We start from the raw sequence: 17060 nt of genomic DNA, 5'->3' as shown, positions 1-17060 counted from the left end.
CTACGCGGAGCACAGCGCGCCGTCACCCACGAAGTGGCGCTGCCACGGGTAGGAAGGCAGGTCGCTGACGACGCCCCGCTCGGGGAAGAACAGCTCCCAGTCGATGCGCGCACCGGCCGCGATCAGCTGCAGCCGCGCGGCATCCAGTGCCGCCCCGGACGTGGTCTTGCGGGTCATCGTCGGCACGACCTCCACCGGCTCCGGCAGCTTCTCGGTGAGCCGACGCATGTAGGCACCCAGCACCGGACGCGGGCCGATCTCCACCAGCACGTCGCAGCCGTGCTCGCCGACGACCTTGTCCACGGCGTCGGTGAAGCGCACCTCGTGGCGCAGGTTGCGGTACCAGTAGTCGCCGTCCAGCTCGGGGCCCGCGACCCGCTCGCCGGTCAGTGCCGAGATCATCGGGATGCGCGCCGTGCCCCTGGTCATGCCTGCCAGTCCGGTGACGAGCATGTCGCGCACCGGTTCCATCGCGGGGCCGTGGTAGGCGTAGTCCAGCCCGACGTCGCGGTAGAACAGGCCGCGGCGTGCGGCTTCCTCGCCGAGGGCGGCGATCGACGTGGCCGGGCCGCACAGGGTCACGTCCTGCGGGCTGTTGATCGCCGCGACCACGACGTCCGTGCCCACCTCGGCCAGCAGCCGCTCGGTGTCGGTCACCCCCAGTCCCAGCACGGCCATCCGCCCGCTGCCTGCCGTCGCCGCCTGGGCGAACGTGCGCTCGGCCACCACCCAGCACGCCGTGTGCCGGTCGAGCACACCGGCGCAGTACGCCGCCGCGACCTCACCGACGCTGTGGCCGGTCACGGCCTCGGGCACCACGCCCCGCGCGGCCAGCGCCGCCACCATGCCCGCCTGCACCGCGAACAGCAGCGGCTGCGAGATGTCCACGCGGTCCCACTGCGACAGGTCCGGGTCGGTCAGCTCGCCGAGCACGGACCAGCCCAGCATCGGGGTCAGGATCTCGTCCAGCGCGGTGACCTCCGCGCGGAACACGTCGTCGGTCGTGAGCATGTCGCACCCCATGCCAGGCCACTGCGATCCGTTGCCGTCGAACACGAAACAGACCCGGCCGCGGTGGACCGCGGCGGCCGTCACCCCGCCTGCGGCCTGCTCACCGGCGGCGAGCAGGCGTGCCGTCGCGGCGGCCTCCTGCGGACCGTCTGCCAACAACGCGAGCCGCTGCTCGTGGTGACCGCGCCGCAGGCACGAGGTGTACGCCACGTCGTAGAACTGCGACGGGTCGGTCTTCTCCAGGAAGTAGGTCCACCGCAGGACGGCGTCGTCCAACGCGTCCTGCGTGCCCGCACTGAACACCACGGGGAGACGGCCCCCGCCGCCCGGCCGCGTCGGCACCGGCCGCGTGGTCGGGGCGCCGAGCACACCGAGCCCCGGCACGTCGACCATGCCGCCACCGGCGAGTGGGCGGAAGGCCGCGACCGGCGCCAGCCCCAGGTCGAGATCGTGGTCCAGCGTGTCGAGATCCGGCGCCACCGGGACACGTCCCTCGCGCAGCACCAGGATCGCCCGCAGCAGCGCGGCCACGCCCCGGCCGTCGAGGTGCTCCACCTCGACGGGGCGCGCGGTCCGCGTCACCGCGTGCACGCGGTCCCCGTCCGCCAGCGCCCGGTCCAACGGCTTGAGCACGAACACCGCGACGCCGTCGCCGTCCTCGCCGAGGTTCACCCCACCGGCCAGCACCGGTCCGCCACGACCGGAACGCAGCAGCTCAGCGGCCTGCCGCACGGCACCCAACGCCGACTCGGCGTGCACAGCGGCCCGGAGGCCGAACGCGGCGGACAGCCGGTCCGCGGTGTCGGCGAGCCCGCCGATCACCGCGGCGGTGTCGGTGCCCGCCAACGTGGCCGGCGCGATTCCCGCGTCGTCGAAGGCCTCGACGGCGCACTCGAACACCAGGCGCTGCCGGGGATCGAGCAGCGCGGCCTCCTCTGGTGGCAGGCCGAAGAACTCGGCGTCGAAGCCCGCGGTGTCGAGTGACACGGCGCCGACGGCGCTGCGTCCCTCGACCATCGCGGCCCACAGCTCGTCCAGGCAGTCGACGCCGCCCGGCAGCCGACAGCCGACACCGACGACCGCCAAGGCGTCGACGGAGGGGGTTTCCGGCCGGAACCAGGCAGAAGCGGACAGGTCACGGACACGCGGCATCGCCATAATGAACACACCTCACACGGGGGAATTTCGAAACGATCACGGAGGAACTTAGTCGATCGTGCCGGAATCCATGAAATCGCGCGTGGGATGATCACCCAATAGTGGCCGTTCGGGTCCCGCCTGCGACACCAAAGCCTGGCGAAGGCATATATTGCCCGACCGCCATGGAATGGCGCACATCACGTTCTTCGTCGCCGCACAGGGCCCCGAGGTCGCGTCGAACGGACGCGACCTCCCGTGGTATGGCCGGTGTCGCTCCTGGTCACAGCTGTGCTCGACGCCACAGTCGGCACCGGCACCCCCGAGGCGGCACCGACTCGACTCGCGTACCCCCGGCCGTCGTCAAACAACAAGGCGCCTTACCGGAAAATGGACGACCAACAATTCACCACTACTTCCACCGCGCATTCACTGTCACATCCGTGCACATTCGAATCTTTTCCGCGATCTGGGCCGACTATTGACGACGCAACGACCGCCACAATCGAGCCGGACGCCTTCGACGAACTGAACGGTCACAATCCGAATGGAACGGTTCGCACACCAGTACACCGACAGGTGCACGACCGCGAATATTCGACCGGAGTCAGTCGGCGGCCGCCCGGGTCGGCCGAGCCAGTTCGATTCCGATCGTCCCGCCGATTCGCAGCCCCATCGTGCGGGTGGGCTCGACGGTGAACCCGGCCGAGACGATCCGCCGCGACACGGCGTCGCCGACGTTGTCGCGCAGGTGTTCGCTCATCCGGCCGGGTCCGTGCCCGTGGCCGTGCCCGTCGACGACCGCGTCGGCGAGGACGAGCAGCCCGTCCGGCCGCAGCACCCGGCGCACCTCCCCGAGCAACGCGTCCTTCGACGCGGTGTCGAGGTGGTGCAGCATCAGGCTGGAGAACACCCGGTCGAACGAGGCGTCGGGATAGGGCAGTTCCTGGGCGAACCCGTGGTCCAGGCGCATGGTCAGGCCCGCGCGCCTGGCCTTGCGGCGTGCCCTGGCCAACGCCTTCTGGTCGGGGTCGAGCCCGACGAGGTCGACCTCCCGGTGCAGCTTCCCGGTCGTCCGCAGCAGATTTCCGGTGCCACAGCCTACATCCAGCACCCGGTGCCCGTCGCGGAGCGCGGCCAGCGCGACCATCTCCCGGTGGATCGGCTGAAGCCCGAACACGTGGTGCACCACGTCGTAGACCGGCAGCAGGAAGTGCTTCCCCATGCCGGGGACGTACTCCCGCTCACTGGACGAATGAGACGTTCTTTCGATCATGCTGACATTCTGACCGAGCCAGGGCCTGCGGATCTGTGCCGATCTACGGCTCTGATGGGATGATTCGACGATGCGGACAGTGCGAAGGGCACCGAACCGGGACCGGCCGGCGTCCTACTCGATGCAACCGGCTCCTGGCGAGCTGCCCGTCGTGACCTGGCGCATGGAGCACGACTGGACGGAGGGCTCCTTCGAGGAGCACATGCACGAGTTCCCCGGCCTGGCGTACTTCCAGACCACGGGCGGGTTGCTGCGCACCGGCAGGCGGTCGTGGCCGATCGAGACCGGCGACCTGTTCGTGATCGCGCCAGGGGACGTCATGGGCCACGTCCAGGACACCGACCTGGCCGAGACCGAAGGCTGGGGCGTGTTCTTCACCGCCGACGTACTGGGGCCGGACGTCCCCGGCGCCCACCTGGCCTGGCGCACCCACCCGCTGCTGTTCCCGTTCGTCCGAGGCGGCGCGATCACCGCCCTGCGGCTGCGGGTCCCCGAACCGGAACGCCCGGAGTGGGTCGCCCGCATCGAGTCGTTGCACGACGAGCTGACGCTGCGCAGGGACGGCTACCGCGAAGCCGCACTGGCACACCTGATGCTGTTGCTGGTCGGCGTGTCCCGCCTGGCCGCCAACGTGGTCGACGACCTGCGGGAGAACCGCGAACCACTGCTCGCCGAGGTGTTCGAGATCATCGAAGAGCGTTACCCGCGACCGCTGTCGTTGCGTGACGTCGCCGCGGCGGTCAACATCTCCCCCGGCCACCTGACCTCGACCGTGCGCGAACGCACCGGCCGCACCGTGCAGCAGTGGATCGGCGAGCGCCGCATGGTGCAGGCAAGGCGGCTGCTCGCCGCGACCGACCTGCCCGTCAACGAGGTGGGCAGGCGGGTGGGTTTCCCGGACGCGGGCTACTTCGCCCGCACCTTCGGCAGGGCGCACGGAATGGGCCCGGCACAGTGGCGTCGCGCCAACCGGTAAGTGTGACCATCCGGCACCGGCGTCCAAACCGCTTATGCTGCAAGGGAAACACGCCGCCTCTGGGAAGGAAGTCGGGGATGAAGCGGACGTGCCTGTCAGTGCTGTTGGCATGCTTGACGACTGTTCTCGCGATCGCTCCCGGGGCGGACGCCTTACCCGCCGCCGGCAGGTCCGCGATCTTCGGCGGCGGCCCGTTCTACGAGGACGGCCAGGCGGCGATGGACATCGTGCGTGCGTCGGGGTTCACCACGGTCATGCTGTGGAGCATCCACGTGCACACCAACGGCGACCTCTACTACAACGACCACCTCGTCGTCTCCGGCGGCCGGTACGTCGGCGACGCGGGCTGGCCCGCCCGGCTGCGGACCCTCAAGCAGGCACCGACCTCGGTCAACCGCATCGAGGTGTCGGTCGGCGCGTGGGGCACCCCGGACTGGGAGGCCATCGACGACCTCATCACCAGGGACGGCACCGGCTCCGGCACGATCCTGTACCGCAACTTCGCGGCACTGCGCACCGCGACGGGCGCGGACGCGATCAACAGCGACGACGAGTCGCACTACGACGTCGACTCGACCGTCGCGTTCGCCAGGATGGCGAACGCGATGGGGTACGGCCACTTCACGCTCGCCCCGTACACGGCCGTCTCGTACTGGCAGGGCGTCACCAACAACCTCGGCTCGCTCGTGGACCGCGTGTACCTCCAGGCGTACGCGGGCGGCTCCGGCAACAACCCCGCCTCCTGGGCACAGTCGCTCGGCAGGCCGATCGACCCGGGACTGTGGAGCAGGCACGGCTCCGGCTGCGCCGAGGGCAGCTCACCGACCCAGGTGGGCAACCAGATGCGGTCGTGGCACGGCTCCTCCGGCATCCCCGGCGGGTTCATGTGGCTCTACGACGACATCAAGCGGTGCTCGTCGTCCGGCACGGCCGCCGACTACGCCCGCGCGATCAACACGGCGACGAGCAGCTAGCGAAGGGGCGGGGACGGTCCGTCCCCGCCCCTTCCGTTGTCACCAGGTGGAGTTGACGAGTCCGCTGCCGATGGCGACGTCGTCGAAGTCGTCGCCGTCCGGGTCGTCGCTGTAGGCCATCGTGATGCGGCCGAACGGGTCCACCGCGACGGCGGGCTGGGTCTGCCTGCCGGCCGTGACCGTGTTGGCCCGCAACCTGGGCTGGCGGCCGTTGGTGGTGCCGTCCGGGTTGAGGCCCTGGACGAACACGTCCTGGCTCTCGGTCCAGTAGACGGCCACGCCACGCTGGTCGTCCACTCCCACCTGGGGATCGGTGCCGGGCAGGAACGCCTCGGCCGGGGCGGCGCCGGTCGCGGTGAACGAGCGCACGGCGACCTGGACGCTGCCGAGGTGGTCGGTCTCCCAGCCGACGACGAAGTCGCCGTTGAAGTTCGCCGCCACGGTCGCGTTCACCTGCTGCCCGTCGGTGGCCTGGTTGGCGACCCGCTTCGCGAGCTTCACCGCGCCGGTCGTGGTGAAGCTCGCGAGGCCGATGTTGTAGAAGCCGTTGGCGTCGATGTCCTCGTCCCACACCACGATCGCGTTGCCCGCCGCTCCCGTCGCGACGTCGGGGTGCCGGTTGGTGCCGCCCGCCGCGTGCACCCGCACCTCGTAGCTCTTCGCGGTGATCGAGGCGTACCCGGACAGCCGGACCGTCGGCGCGGCACCGGTCTGCTGGTCCTCGAACACGACCGCGAAGCCGGTGGTGTCCGGGTTGACCGCCACCTCCGGGTTGATCTGCTGGCCGTCCGCGGTCGCGTTGGCCGTGGCGGAACCCGTGTCGGCGCCCGCGGCGCTGTAGGTCTGCACGCGGATCTGGTAGTAGCCGTTGCCGTCGGTGTCGTCCGCCCACACGACGACGACGCCACCGTCCGGTCGGACCGCGACGTCCGGCTGGACGTGGGACCAGTTGCCGGTGCCGCCCGGGGAGACCTTCTTCTCCCACAACGAGGTGCCGTCGCGGTAGAGGCGTGCGTACACCTCGGTGTGCACGGCGTCGCCGGGGTTGGTGGTGTCGCGGTCGTCCTCCCACACGACGGCGGTGTAGCCGCCCCTCGAGGTCGCGACCGACGGGTTGTCCTGGTCGCCGGTGCTCGTGGTGTGGGCGGGAGCCCAGGTGACCGTGCCGTCCGCGGCGGCGGCCGGTGCCAGGGTGGCGAGCAGGCCCGCCACCGCCAGTGCGGTGATGATCGTGCGTCTCATGCCGTTCCGCCTCACGGGTTCAGGAGGCCGGGGTTGCCCGCCTGGATGACGTAGCTCTTCTCGGTCCTGACCGGGGAGTCGCGGACGGTCACCTTGTCGACGACCCGGAAGTCGACGTTCATCTGGGTCGGTGTGGTGACCGTGCGGACGTAGCCGCGCAGGTTCTTGTTGAACTTCACGTGCGGGTTCAGGCTGGACGTGCCGTCGCTCGCCGCGTTGCCGTCGCCGCCCGAGGTGATGGACGTGGTCACCAGCTCGGTGCCGATCACGTCGCCCTGCGCGGCGTAGTCGTTCATGATGTTCGCGGCCCAGTGCTGGTGCACGTCGCCGGTCAGCACGACGGTGCTGGTGTTGCCACTCGCCTGCCAGCCGTCCTGTATCCGCCCGCGGTTGGCTGTGTAGCCGTCCCAGGAGTCCATGCTCCTCGCACCCGCCGCCGAGGACAGCTTCTGGGCGAAGAACACCTGCTGGCCGATCAGGTCCCAGGTCGCGAGGTGCTGTCCCATGCCGTCGAGCAGCCACTGCTCCTGTGCGGTGCCGGTGATCGTGCGGGCGGGGTCGTCGGCCTCGGGGCAGACCTGGTTGCCGTCGCCGCACGCCTGGTCCATCCGGTACTGCCGGGTGTCGAGCATGTGGAACGTGGCGAGACTGCCCCAGCGGAGCGGCCGGTACAGCTGGAGGCTGTTGCCGGACGGGGCCTGCGCGGACCGCAGCGGCATGTGCTCGTAGTAGGCCTGGTAGGCAGCCGTGCGCCGGGCCGTGAAATCACCCGCCGGGTCGTTGTTCTCGCGGGTCGTGCCCGCGTAGTTGTTCTCCACCTCGTGGTCGTCCCACACGACCACCCAGGGCGCCACGTGGTGTGCTGCCTGGAGGTCCACGTCGGCGCGGTACTGCGCGTGCCGCACCCGGTAGTCGGCGAGGCCGGTGATCTCCTTGGCGGGCAGGTGGTTGCGCACTCCGGTGGCGCCGCTCTCGTAGATGTAGTCGCCGAGGTGCAGGATCAGGTCCGGGTGGTCCTCGGCCATCCGGCGGTACGCGGTGTAGTAGCCGTTGGCGTAATGGGCACACGACGCGAACAGCATCGTCAGGGCCGGGCTCGTGCCGACCGAGGGTGCCGTGCGGGTGCGCCCGACCGGCGAGATCTGCCCGTCGACGCGGAAGCGGTACCAGTACTCGCGCCCGGCCGCCAGACCGGCGACGGTGACGTGGACGCTGTGCGCCGAGGCACGCACGGCCGTGGCGGTGCCGGACGCGACGACGGAGGCGAAGTACGGGTCGGCGCCGACCTGCCACTCGACGGCCACCGGGGTGTCCGGCATGCCACCGAGGCCGTCGAGCGCGAGCGGGTTCGGCGCGAGACGGGTCCAGAGCACGAAGCCGTCGGCCGACGGCTCTCCCGAGGCCACGCCGAGGGTGAAGGGATAGGCAGCCGCCGCGGCGGAGGCCGACCGGAAGGCGACGAGCCCCGCCCCGGTACCGGCCAGTCCGCCGAGCAGGAACGTTCTTCTTCGCAGGGACATAGTCAGCTGTTGTACGACAACAGCATGCACAACCGCCACACATTTGGTTAATTGCTAACAAATGCCTCGCAACGGCCGCATACCTCCTCGTCCGATGGGCCGAAGACACGCGCCACTCGCCGTAGGCGGTGCTGCCGGCTTCCCCGGCCGGTAGGGGCAGCACCAGCAACGGGCGGGGTGCTGTCCGCAGTGCGTTCTCTCCCTGCCCTGTAAAGAATCCACTCGTCGTCCCACAACCGAGGAGCAGCCTTGGACTCAAATCGTCCTGTCAGTCGTCGTGCCGTGCTCGGCGGCGCCGCCATCGCGGGAGCAGGTGTGCTGTCGAACGGCATCGCGTTCGCGGACAGCACCTCCGCGCCGATCGACGACCGCTCGGTCGACGCCGTCGCGGGCAGGCTCGACGCCGACCTGATCGCGCTGCGCCGGGACATCCACGCCCATCCCGAACTCTCCGGTCAGGAACAGCGAACCGCCGCACTCGTGGCGGCACGCCTTCGCGACGCGGGCCTCGACGTCACCACGGGCGTCGGCGGACACGGGATCGTCGGGCTCCTCCACGGCACCCGCCCCGGCCGGACGGTCGCCTACCGGGCGGACATGGACGCGGTGCCGCCCGGCGACCAGATCGGCGGTGGCCCGGAGGCGGCACACGTGTGCGGGCACGACATCCACACCGCCGTGGGGGTCGGTGTCGCCGAGGTGCTCGCGCGGCTGCGTCACCGGCTCAGCGGCACCGTCGTGTTCGCGTTCCAGCCCGGGGAGGAGACGCTGACCGGCGCCGCCGCGATGCTGTCCGACGGCGTGTTCGCCCGAGCGCGACCGGCCGAGATCCACGCCCTGCACTGCGGCCCCTTCCCGGTCGGCGAGTTCGCCGTCACCGGCGGGTACGGCCTTCCCGGTCTGGACCGGGGCACCATCACGCTCACCGGCCCCGACGCGGCGGTGAACGCGCGGGGGCTCGCCGACGAGATCGCCGCGCTGGGCACCGTCTCGCCGCCGTCGACGCCCGCGGAGCTGGAACAGCTCGTGGCCGACGTCGAGGCACCGCACAGCCCGCTGGCCGAGTTCGTGTACCTGCGGGCGCAGGCGTCGGACAACCAGGTGCTCGTGTCCTACCGCTGCTGGCCGCAGGAGCGGTACGTCGGGCTCCGCGCGGAGATCACCCGGCTCTCCCGGGCCCACGGGGCCGACGTGACGTTCCCTGCCGCGCCGTTCCCGGCCATGGTCTGCCCGGAGCGGGAGGGCGCGGCCGTCAGGCGGTTCCTGCTCCGCCGCGCCAGGGTCACGCCACTGCACGCCGCGATTCCGTTCAGTGGCGAGGACTTCTCGCTGTTCCTCGACCGGATGCCCGGCACGTTCACGTTCCTGGGGGTCCGCTCCCCCGGGGCGGGCATCGAGACCAGCTACCCGCACTTCGGCACCTTCGCGCCCGACGAGCGGTCCATCGGCCACGGCGTGCGCGCGATGGCCGGCTGGCTCGCCGAGCGCACCCGTCGCTGACGGTCGGCCGACCCCCGGCGAGGAGGAGGTCAGGTCCGCCGTCGCCGTCGCGCTGGGTGCCGCGTGACCGGTTCGATCGTCGCGTGTTCGTGGTGGGGCGCCGGTTCCGGTGGTCTGCGTTCCTAACACGGCGAGGTCCTGTGCGACCGGCTGGGGGAAGGGGACGCGATGCAGACGCACGGCCTGATCTGGTTCTGACCGCCGAGGCACGGCAGGCGGGGTGGCCGTTGCCTCGGTCGCCCCGCCGAGCCCGTGAGGACGGACGCGGCTACTTCCAACGGAAGTGCACGAAGACGCGGCCGAAGTTGTCGGAGTCCTTCTCCACCCGGTGGTAGAGCGCCTTGATCTCCTTGCGGTCCAGGAAGCGCAGCACGTGCTTCTTCAACGCGCCTGAGCCCTTGCCTGGAATAATCTCGACCAGCGGCGCCTTCTTCGCGACGGCCTCGTCGATGATCGCGCGCAGGGCGCGGTCGATCTCCGCGCCTCGGTTGTAGACGTCGTGCAGGTCGAGCTTCAGCTTCACACCCGGCATTGTCCTCCCCGACGCCGCGATCGGCCCGTCAGTCGGCGGCGCGGGTCAGGCAGAACGGGTGGCCCGCCGGGTCGGCGAGGACCCGGAAGCGCTCGCCGCCGGAGTCGAGCCGGGACGCGCCCAGTTCCAGTGCCCAGGCCTCGCCCGTGTCCAGGTCCGCGACCGTGAGGTCGAGATGGGCCTGCTGCGGGTGCGCCGGATCCGGCCAGCGGGGCGGGTTGTAGCCGCTGATCTGCTGGAACATCACATTCCTCCCGTCCGCGCCGATGAGCGCGCCCTCCGGGCCGTCGTAGCTGACCGGCATGCCCGTGAGGTCGGCGTAGAAGCGTGCGAGCCCCGAGGCGTCCGGGGCGTCGATCGTCACCGCGAACAGGCCCATCACCGGACCCACACCGTCCTTCTGGCAGAGGTCGAACGGGTGACCGGCCGGGTCGGCCAGCGTCGTCCAGGTCGACCCGTCGGCCAGCCGGGTGGCACCGAGACCGACGGCGCGTTCGGCCTCCGCGCCCGGATCCCCGGTCTGCAGGTCGAGGTGGAACTGCTGTGGGTGCTCCTGGCCCGGCCACCTCGGCGCCACGTGGTCGGGTGCCCGCTGGAACTCGATCTCCTGCCCGTCCGGCGTGCGGAGCCCGAACCGGTCGGCGTCCTGGCGCACGACGTCCCAGCCGGTGAGCGCGGCGTAGAAGGAGCCGACCTCCTCGATGTCCGCGGCATCGAAGATCGCGAGGTCGAGGCGAGCTGTGACGGTCATGACCTCATCGTGCCGCAGCGGAGGGACCCGCGCCTGGGGACGGCCGGAACTCCTTGCCGCGTAGAATGTCCGGCGGAGTCGACGCCGGTGTTCGATAGGGGGAACGTCCCAGACGTGGCCGGGAAGATCAGCGCGGCGGAGCCGGGCCCCGAGCCGACACAGGCGCGCACGCCTGCGGACTTCGTCGCGGACCTCAACCGGCTGCGGGTCTGGGCCGGGCAGCCATCGTTGCGCCAGCTGGAAAAGCTCTCCGGGCAACCACTCGCCGGGCAGGGCACCGAACCGCTGCCGTCCAGCACCACGAGCGAGATCCTCGCGGGCAGACGACTTCCGCGCCTGCCCCGGCTGGAGTTCGTCGAGTCGTTCGTCGCGGCGTGCCTGCGGGCCCGCGAGCTGGACGACGAGGCCGTCGAGCAGACGGTGGACCGGTGGCGGACCGCCTGGCGTGGCGTCGAAACCGGCGACGCCTCCGGCCGGTCGTGGTCGCCGCGCGTTCCCGCGGTCGTGGCCGCGGCGGTGGTGATCTTCGCCGCGGGGGTGCTGGTCGGGGTGACCGGCACCCGCCTGCTCGATCAGGGCGACTCCGCCGCGTCACCCACCACGACAACGGCGGCGCCTGTCGCGAGTCGGCCGTGCCTGCCGCCGGACGAACCACCCGCCCGGGGCACGGTCTCGATGGGTCCTGCCGGCACGCCCTCGGTCGACGACCACGATCCCGCCGACTGGTGGTCCAACGTCTCGACCGTCGCGCTCACGACCAACCCGAAGGGCTTCACCGTCGCGGTGCCCTCGGGCAGCACCATGTCGTGGGAGGTCCTCGCGATCCGCAGCGGCATCACCCTGACCGCAGGCCACCGCTACCGCTTCGACTTCACCGCGAGCGCGAACCGTGCCGTCGCCATCCAGACCCGCATCCAGGACAAGGCCCCGCCGCTGTACCGGCCCGCGCTCGTCGAGAGCGTCCCGGTCGCGACGACCCCATGCCGGCGCGCCTACACCTTCACCGTCAACAGCACCAGCCCGGCCACCGGCGAGGTCACCTTCCAGCTCGGCGGCCAGGGCGCCTACACCCTCACCATCGACGACCCGGTCCTCGTCGACACCAGCGCCTGAGGCCGGATTCCCGCTACCATCTCCCGTGCTCCGGATCTATTTCCAGGAAGCCGACCTGTCCAGGGTTCGGGTGGCCAAGGCCCCCGATCCCCTGTGGGAGACCGTTCTCGGGCTCTATCGGCTCGGTGCCGACGCCGCCGGGCCGCCCGTGTTCGCGCGGTGGCAACGGCAGGCGAAGGCCGCGGTGCACGAACAGAGGTTGCACGGGGCCGTCGGCCTGCTCCGCGACCTGGTGCCCAGGGTCGGCTACTTCCCCGACTTCCTCACCCCGGCCGAGGCGGGCACCGGACTCTCGGAGGGGCTCGCCGCCCTGCGGGACACCCCCGGCCACCGCCTCGCGCACGATCTTCGTTATGCCGCAAGGACTCGACGGCTCTCCACGTGGACGGGGCGCCTCGCGGACGGCGACCGCGACGTGCTCGACGAGCTGGTGGACGCCGTGGCGTCCGTGCACCGCACGGTGGTCCGACCTGTCTGGGACGACATCGAGGCGGCCGTGGGGGTCGAACGGTCGCTGCGGGGCGCCGCGCTGCTCGACGGCGGCGTCGAGGCCATGCTCTCGACACTGCGGCCGGTGCTGCGCTGGGACCCGCCGGTCCTGTCCGCCGACTACCCGACCCCGCTCGACCTGCACCTCGACGGTCGCGGGCTGCTGCTGATCCCGTCGTACTTCTGCTGGGGCAAGCCGGTCACGCTCGCCGACCCGACCCTGCGGCCGGTGCTGGTGTACCCGGTCGAGCACCCGCCGACCTGGCTGGACGGCGTGGCAGGCACCCGGGCGGGCGCGCTGGAAGCGTTGCTGGGCCGCACGAGGGCCGCTGTCATGGCCGCCCTGGTCGTCCCCTCGACGTCGACGGAGCTGAGCGCGCGGCTCGGCATCTCGACCGCGTCGGCCAGCGAGCACGTCGGTGTGCTGCGGGACGCGGGCCTGGTGGTCAGCCACCGGTCCGGGCGCACGGTGCAGCACGCGTTGACCCCGGTCGCGCTGGCAGTTTTAGGTCAGTCATTTCGGACATGACCGAATGGTGTCGCCGGATCACGACCACCCCTCCACGGTAGGGAGGAAATTAACCAACTATCGAGAGGACTGATCGGCATGCCGAGATGGCGTCCCCTGCTCGCCGTGTTGACGGCCGCCGCCGTACCAGCCGCCCTGCTCGCGTTGCCTGCCCAGGAGGCGTCGGCGCGGCCGAACTTCCAGGCGCCGTTCCCCTGCGGCACCGCGATCCGGGCCGAGTCGTTCGCCCACGCGCCCGCACTCGACATCTTCCGCAACCCGACGAGCGCGACCGAGGGCGCCCAGCTGGTGGCGCCTGCGCCCGGGGTCGTGAACCAGTCGTACAGCAACCCGGCAGGCGCCGGGAACATCATCCAGATCAACCACGGCGGCGGGTGGTTCACCACCTACATCCACCTGCAGTCCCGCGCGGTCGGCGTCGGCTACCGGGTCGTGCGCGGCACCCCCATCGGGCGCGTCGGGCACACCGGCGAGACCTCCAACGGCGTGTCGCACGTGCACTTCGAGATGGCCGTCGACCGCAACGGCGACGGCCAGGCGGAGTGGGGCTACGTGAACAACGAGCGCACGCCGCCGGTGTTCAACGGCGTGACCTACGGCACGGGCAACTCGCAGACCTCGCAGATCGTCAGCCGCAACTGCGGCACGGCGGTCGACGAGATCGGCGTGTTCCGCCCGTCGAACGGGAGCTGGTTCAGTCCCGGCCGCACGGTCGCGACCAACTGGGGCGAGCCGGGCGACCTGCCGTTCGCGGCGGACCTCGACCGTGACGGCTACGACGAGATCGGCGTCTTCCGGCCCTCGACGGGCAACTGGCACACGCCGGGCCGCATCGTCTACACGAACTGGGGCGAGCCGGGCGACCTGCCGGTGACGGGCGACTGGGACGGCAACGGCCTGACCGACGTCGGCGTCTTCCGCCCGTCGACCAAGACGTGGTTCGCGAGGGGCCGGACGTTGGCGACCAACTGGGGCGAGCCGGGCGACCTGCCGGTGGCCGGTGACTGGAACGGCGACGGCGCCGACGAGATCGGGGTGTTCCGCCCGTCCACGGGCACCTGGTTCACCCCGGGTCGCACGCTCGCTACCAACTGGGGCGAGCCGGGCGACCTGCCGATCGCGGGTGACTGGAACGCCGACGGTGTCGACGAGATCGGGGTGTTCCGCCCGTCGACCAAGACCTGGCACCGCCCCGGTGCCGTGATGCAGTCGAACTGGGGCGAGCAGGGCGACCTCCCGATCGCGGGCAACCTGTCCTGAGTGACTGTCGTCAGACGGGCACACCGGCCCGGACGTGGCGGATCCCGCGTCCGGGCCGGTGTTCGGCTAGGCCTGTCGCACCTCGGCACGCAGTGGCACGTCGGTGGTGGGCCGGGTGCCGTGGTGGCCGAGTGGCGCGGTGGTGAGCACCCGCGCCAGCGCCAGCAGTGAGTCGAGGGTCCCGACCAGTCGTTCCGGCGGGATGGGCACGTCGTCGTCGGGTGCCGGAGCGGCCGTGATCAGGTCCCGGCCCTCGAGCCACCAGTCGGGCAGCCCGCGCTCCTCGGTCAGCTCCAGCGCACCGGCCGCGGCCGCAGCGTTGGCGAAGTCCTGGGCGGCGGGCTCCGCCTCGAGCCGGGCCACGGCAGCGGCCTCGCGACGCTTCGCCGCGGAGACGAACGACGGCGCCGAGTCGTGGATCAGCCGCAGACGCGGGTACGCGACGGGCAGGTGGACCACCCACACCGTGCGGCGGGCCCGCTCGGCACCGGGCAGGCCGACCCTCCTCCCGTCGGCCGAGAGCTGCATGGAGTCGAAGACGGTCCACGGCAGGCCGTCGGTCTCCCCGGCGACCACGCCGAACGGCTGCAGCACCACGGTCCGGTTCGGATAGATCCCGTTCCACCTGTCACCGAGCAGGTTCAGCTCCCGGTCCCGGTACTCGTGGCCGTGCGCCGACGCGTACTCGCGCCGAGCGGTGAGCCCGGCGACCAGCCGCCTGGTGTGGAACCTCCGGTAGAACACCACCGCGGCCACGAATGCGACCAGGAAGAACAGGAAGCCGAGCCACGCCGAAGTCGCCCTGCCGATCGCGCCCGCGATGGCCGCGACCCCGAGACCCGGGTTGAACGCGGCGTACCGCTGGATCGGGACACCCCTGATGGTGTTGAGGTTGTGCCACCTCCGTCCGGTCGGCGTGACCGTCGAGTTCGCGGCACGGGCGATCGGGTAGTAGGCGAACCCGACCAGGACGAGTCCCACCCCTGCCCCGAGGAGCAGTCCGGTTCTCTCTCCGCCGATGCTCTGACCGAGCGCGCCGCCACCGACGGCACCGACAACCATGAATACGAACAACAGGCCTTTGGCGAGTGTGCCAAGCCCTTCATTTTCGTTAGGCATGGATTTATCGTATTGACGAACCGGAGGGGCTGGTCGCGAAACACGCCAAGCCGTCGCCGAAAACAGCGAGGTCGCGGTGTCCCGGACAGTCCGGGACATGTCCAGGACCGTCCGGAACCGTTCGGGCGCAACGAGAAGTTCCGGTCCGGTACCGGTCGAGTTCCTGTGCCGGAATATCGGCGTCGCGAATTCGACGAATATTTCCCGGCGGCGGCCGAGCTGTTATCCACGAGAAATCGACGCGGCCAGGAAGAACGCTTCCCGACGCTCGCCGTCGAGTCCCAGCGCGTCCGAGAGCAGACGTACCGTCGCCGGTCGCGGCGACACGACGCCGCCCGTCTCGATCTTGCGCAGGCCCCGCACGCCGAGGCAGGCCTTGTCGGCCAGTTCCTGCTGCGACCAGCCCGTGCGGCGCCTGTGCTCCCGCACGAGGTCACCGAAGGCAGGCGCCGTGGCGTGTCCGCACGCCGGACCACCGGTGCCCGGGTCGAACGGCAGGTCGAGCAACGGTCGCAGTGCCGCGGTCACCTGCCGGCCTGCCATCCGGTACGCCTCGCCGACCGTCTCGACGACCAGGCCGGCGAGCCCGACCGGGCCGTGGTCGAACGCACCCGCGTGGAACGTGAGGTCCGCCAGGCGGCCGTCTCCCGTCAGGACGGCCGACACCGTGCCGTCGCGGCTGGCGACGCGCACCCGCAGCCTGCCGAGGGCCGCGCGGGTCTCCCGTGCGCTGCGCCGGAGGTCCTCGTCGCCGCCGTCGTGATCGCCGGCTTCCGCAAGACTGTGACTTTGCTGGCCCATGTCACACCCCATCATCGGCATCCCGCCGTCGACACCACGTCACGGCGTGTTCGAACACTGCCAGCAGGCCGAAGGACGGGGCGCGGATTCCGCACCACGTAAGAGAATGGTCATGTCTCGGCAGGAGACGCCCTGGCGGCTACCCGGTCGGCTTCTGGGCGAACGCCTTGAGAAAGGTGTCGACCGCGGCCCGCGCCACGGTGCGCAGCTCCGTGTTGGGGACGCGGCGGGTGCCGAGACGGGCTCGGGTGTCGATCGAGCCGGACAGCAGGGAGAAGAACTGCTCCGCGGCGACGAGCGGGTCCGGGGCGTGCAGGTGTCCGGCGATGGACAGTCGTGCGAGCCGGTCGGCCAGCGCCTCGGTGACCCGGCCTGCCGCGCGGGTGTGCACGATGTCGAGCAGTTCGGGGAACTGGTTGATCTCCGAGGAGAGCAGCCGCCGCAGTGCCCAGGACCGGTCGTCGCAGTAGCACTGGAGCAACCGGAGACCGACGCCCTCCAGCGTCGCCCGCAGGTCGTCACCCCGGTCGGTGAGCCGGTCCAGCACGGCGAGGTTCCGCGCGAGGGCCTGGTCGGCCGAGGCGGCGATGGCCTCGCGGAGCAGGGTCTCCTTGTCGCCGAAGTGGCTGTACACGGTGGCCTTGGCGACGCCGGCCTCTGCCGCGATCACGTCCACCCCGGCCCTGGCGTACCCCTCCCTGGCGAACACGGCGAACGCGGCACCGAGGATCGCCTGCCGTTTGTCGATTCGACCCCGGGTCGAGACGGTTGCGCCCATGTCGCCAGTCTACGCCAAACCAGACTCGCCGGTCTGTTTGGGCAGTCCTGTT

At 71.0% G+C, this 17060-nt stretch carries 15 protein-coding genes; 6 read left to right on the top strand and 9 right to left on the bottom strand.

The window, feature by feature from the left end:
• Both CLV71_RS22930 and CLV71_RS22925 read right to left on the bottom strand, forming a co-directional pair.
• Entirely contained in the window at window positions 1-2169 is a 2169-nt protein-coding gene (locus CLV71_RS22930) for an acyltransferase domain-containing protein (protein ID WP_133904892.1), read from the bottom strand.
• A 586-nt stretch (window positions 2170-2755) separates the two neighbouring features.
• Window positions 2756-3424: a class I SAM-dependent methyltransferase gene (locus tag CLV71_RS22925; RefSeq protein ID WP_133904891.1), complete on the bottom strand. Its 669-nt coding sequence runs from the start codon at window positions 3422-3424 to the stop codon at window positions 2756-2758.
• A 70-nt stretch (window positions 3425-3494) separates the two neighbouring features.
• Between CLV71_RS22925 and CLV71_RS49395 the strand changes: the two genes are divergently transcribed.
• Together CLV71_RS49395 and CLV71_RS22915 are read left to right on the top strand one after the other, a co-directional pair.
• Entirely contained in the window at window positions 3495-4400 is a 906-nt protein-coding gene (locus CLV71_RS49395) for a helix-turn-helix transcriptional regulator (protein WP_243866643.1), read from the top strand.
• Window positions 4401-4513: 113 nt separating this feature from the next.
• A complete protein-coding gene (locus CLV71_RS22915) occupies window positions 4514-5374 on the top strand; it encodes a lysyl endopeptidase (RefSeq protein ID WP_243866642.1) in 861 nt (286 codons plus the stop codon).
• A 39-nt stretch (window positions 5375-5413) separates the two neighbouring features.
• On the opposite strand, the gene CLV71_RS22910 is transcribed toward CLV71_RS22915, so the two are convergent.
• Together CLV71_RS22910 and CLV71_RS22905 are read right to left on the bottom strand one after the other, a co-directional pair.
• Entirely contained in the window at window positions 5414-6616 is a 1203-nt protein-coding gene (locus CLV71_RS22910; RefSeq protein ID WP_133904889.1) for a hypothetical protein, read from the bottom strand.
• A gap of 11 nt (window positions 6617-6627) precedes the next feature.
• The gene (locus tag CLV71_RS22905) at window positions 6628-8136 is read right to left on the bottom strand and encodes an alkaline phosphatase D family protein (RefSeq protein ID WP_133904888.1); all 1509 of its coding nucleotides are present in this window, start codon (window positions 8134-8136) and stop codon (window positions 6628-6630) included.
• Window positions 8137-8385: 249 nt separating this feature from the next.
• Here CLV71_RS22905 and CLV71_RS22900 point away from each other — a divergent pair, with 249 nt between their 5' ends.
• On the top strand, window positions 8386-9636 hold the full coding sequence (locus CLV71_RS22900; protein ID WP_208297692.1) for a M20 metallopeptidase family protein: 1251 nt from the start codon (window positions 8386-8388) through the stop codon (window positions 9634-9636).
• A gap of 268 nt (window positions 9637-9904) precedes the next feature.
• Here the strand turns inward: CLV71_RS22900 and CLV71_RS22895 are convergent, their stop codons facing one another.
• Window positions 9905-10168 carry a Smr/MutS family protein gene (locus tag CLV71_RS22895; RefSeq protein ID WP_243866641.1) on the bottom strand — a complete coding sequence of 88 codons (264 nt, stop codon included), beginning with the start codon at window positions 10166-10168 and terminating at the stop codon, window positions 9905-9907.
• 28 nt (window positions 10169-10196) lie between these two features.
• Window positions 10197-10919, bottom strand: coding sequence for a VOC family protein (locus tag CLV71_RS22890; protein WP_133904886.1), 723 nt, complete (start codon window positions 10917-10919; stop codon window positions 10197-10199).
• A gap of 114 nt (window positions 10920-11033) precedes the next feature.
• On the opposite strand from CLV71_RS22890, the gene CLV71_RS22885 reads away from it, so the two are divergent.
• The 3 genes from CLV71_RS22885 to CLV71_RS22875 all read left to right on the top strand — a co-directional run bounded on the left by CLV71_RS22885 (window position 11034) and on the right by CLV71_RS22875 (window position 14310).
• Window positions 11034-12032, top strand: coding sequence for a carbohydrate binding domain-containing protein (locus CLV71_RS22885; RefSeq protein ID WP_133904885.1), 999 nt, complete (start codon window positions 11034-11036; stop codon window positions 12030-12032).
• A gap of 25 nt (window positions 12033-12057) precedes the next feature.
• Complete coding sequence (locus CLV71_RS22880) at window positions 12058-13050, top strand: winged helix-turn-helix domain-containing protein (RefSeq protein WP_133904884.1); 993 nt, start codon at window positions 12058-12060, stop codon at window positions 13048-13050.
• A gap of 78 nt (window positions 13051-13128) precedes the next feature.
• Window positions 13129-14310, top strand: coding sequence for a M23 family metallopeptidase (locus CLV71_RS22875; RefSeq protein WP_133904883.1), 1182 nt, complete (start codon window positions 13129-13131; stop codon window positions 14308-14310).
• Between the two features lie 66 nt (window positions 14311-14376).
• Here CLV71_RS22875 and CLV71_RS22870 read toward each other — a convergent pair whose 3' ends face one another.
• The 3 genes from CLV71_RS22870 to CLV71_RS22860 all read right to left on the bottom strand — a co-directional run bounded on the left by CLV71_RS22870 (window position 14377) and on the right by CLV71_RS22860 (window position 17008).
• Window positions 14377-15429, bottom strand: coding sequence for a hypothetical protein (locus tag CLV71_RS22870; protein WP_133904882.1), 1053 nt, complete (start codon window positions 15427-15429; stop codon window positions 14377-14379).
• A gap of 222 nt (window positions 15430-15651) precedes the next feature.
• Window positions 15652-16230 carry a YbaB/EbfC family nucleoid-associated protein gene (locus CLV71_RS22865; RefSeq protein ID WP_166664217.1) on the bottom strand — a complete coding sequence of 193 codons (579 nt, stop codon included), beginning with the start codon at window positions 16228-16230 and terminating at the stop codon, window positions 15652-15654.
• A gap of 139 nt (window positions 16231-16369) precedes the next feature.
• On the bottom strand, window positions 16370-17008 hold the full coding sequence (locus tag CLV71_RS22860; protein WP_133904880.1) for a TetR/AcrR family transcriptional regulator: 639 nt from the start codon (window positions 17006-17008) through the stop codon (window positions 16370-16372).
• Window positions 17009-17060: the final 52 nt, after the last annotated feature.

The organism is Actinophytocola oryzae (assembly GCF_004364325.1).
Classification (GTDB): domain Bacteria; phylum Actinomycetota; class Actinomycetes; order Mycobacteriales; family Pseudonocardiaceae; genus Actinophytocola; species Actinophytocola oryzae.
The sequence above is the reverse complement of the archived record's forward strand: the minus strand, read 5'-3'. Positions and strand labels throughout refer to the sequence as shown.

What these genes read in the sequence shown, in the direction of transcription:
- CLV71_RS22870 (WP_133904882.1), bottom strand. Translation starts at nt 15,429, where the DNA reads ATGCCTAACGAAAATGAAGGGCTTGGCACACTCGCCAAAGGCCTGTTG.
- CLV71_RS22895 (WP_243866641.1), bottom strand. Translation starts at nt 10,168, where the DNA reads ATGCCGGGTGTGAAGCTGAAGCTCGACCTGCACGACGTCTACAACCGA.
- CLV71_RS22890 (WP_133904886.1), bottom strand. Translation starts at nt 10,919, where the DNA reads ATGACCGTCACAGCTCGCCTCGACCTCGCGATCTTCGATGCCGCGGAC.
- CLV71_RS22905 (WP_133904888.1), bottom strand. Translation starts at nt 8,136, where the DNA reads ATGTCCCTGCGAAGAAGAACGTTCCTGCTCGGCGGACTGGCCGGTACC.
- CLV71_RS22910 (WP_133904889.1), bottom strand. Translation starts at nt 6,616, where the DNA reads ATGAGACGCACGATCATCACCGCACTGGCGGTGGCGGGCCTGCTCGCC.
- CLV71_RS49395 (WP_243866643.1), top strand. Translation starts at nt 3,495, where the DNA reads ATGCGGACAGTGCGAAGGGCACCGAACCGGGACCGGCCGGCGTCCTAC.
- CLV71_RS22860 (WP_133904880.1), bottom strand. Translation starts at nt 17,008, where the DNA reads ATGGGCGCAACCGTCTCGACCCGGGGTCGAATCGACAAACGGCAGGCG.
- CLV71_RS22865 (WP_166664217.1), bottom strand. Translation starts at nt 16,230, where the DNA reads ATGGGCCAGCAAAGTCACAGTCTTGCGGAAGCCGGCGATCACGACGGC.
- CLV71_RS22930 (WP_133904892.1), bottom strand. Translation starts at nt 2,169, where the DNA reads ATGGCGATGCCGCGTGTCCGTGACCTGTCCGCTTCTGCCTGGTTCCGG.
- CLV71_RS22875 (WP_133904883.1), top strand. Translation starts at nt 13,129, where the DNA reads ATGCCGAGATGGCGTCCCCTGCTCGCCGTGTTGACGGCCGCCGCCGTA.
- CLV71_RS22925 (WP_133904891.1), bottom strand. Translation starts at nt 3,424, where the DNA reads ATGATCGAAAGAACGTCTCATTCGTCCAGTGAGCGGGAGTACGTCCCC.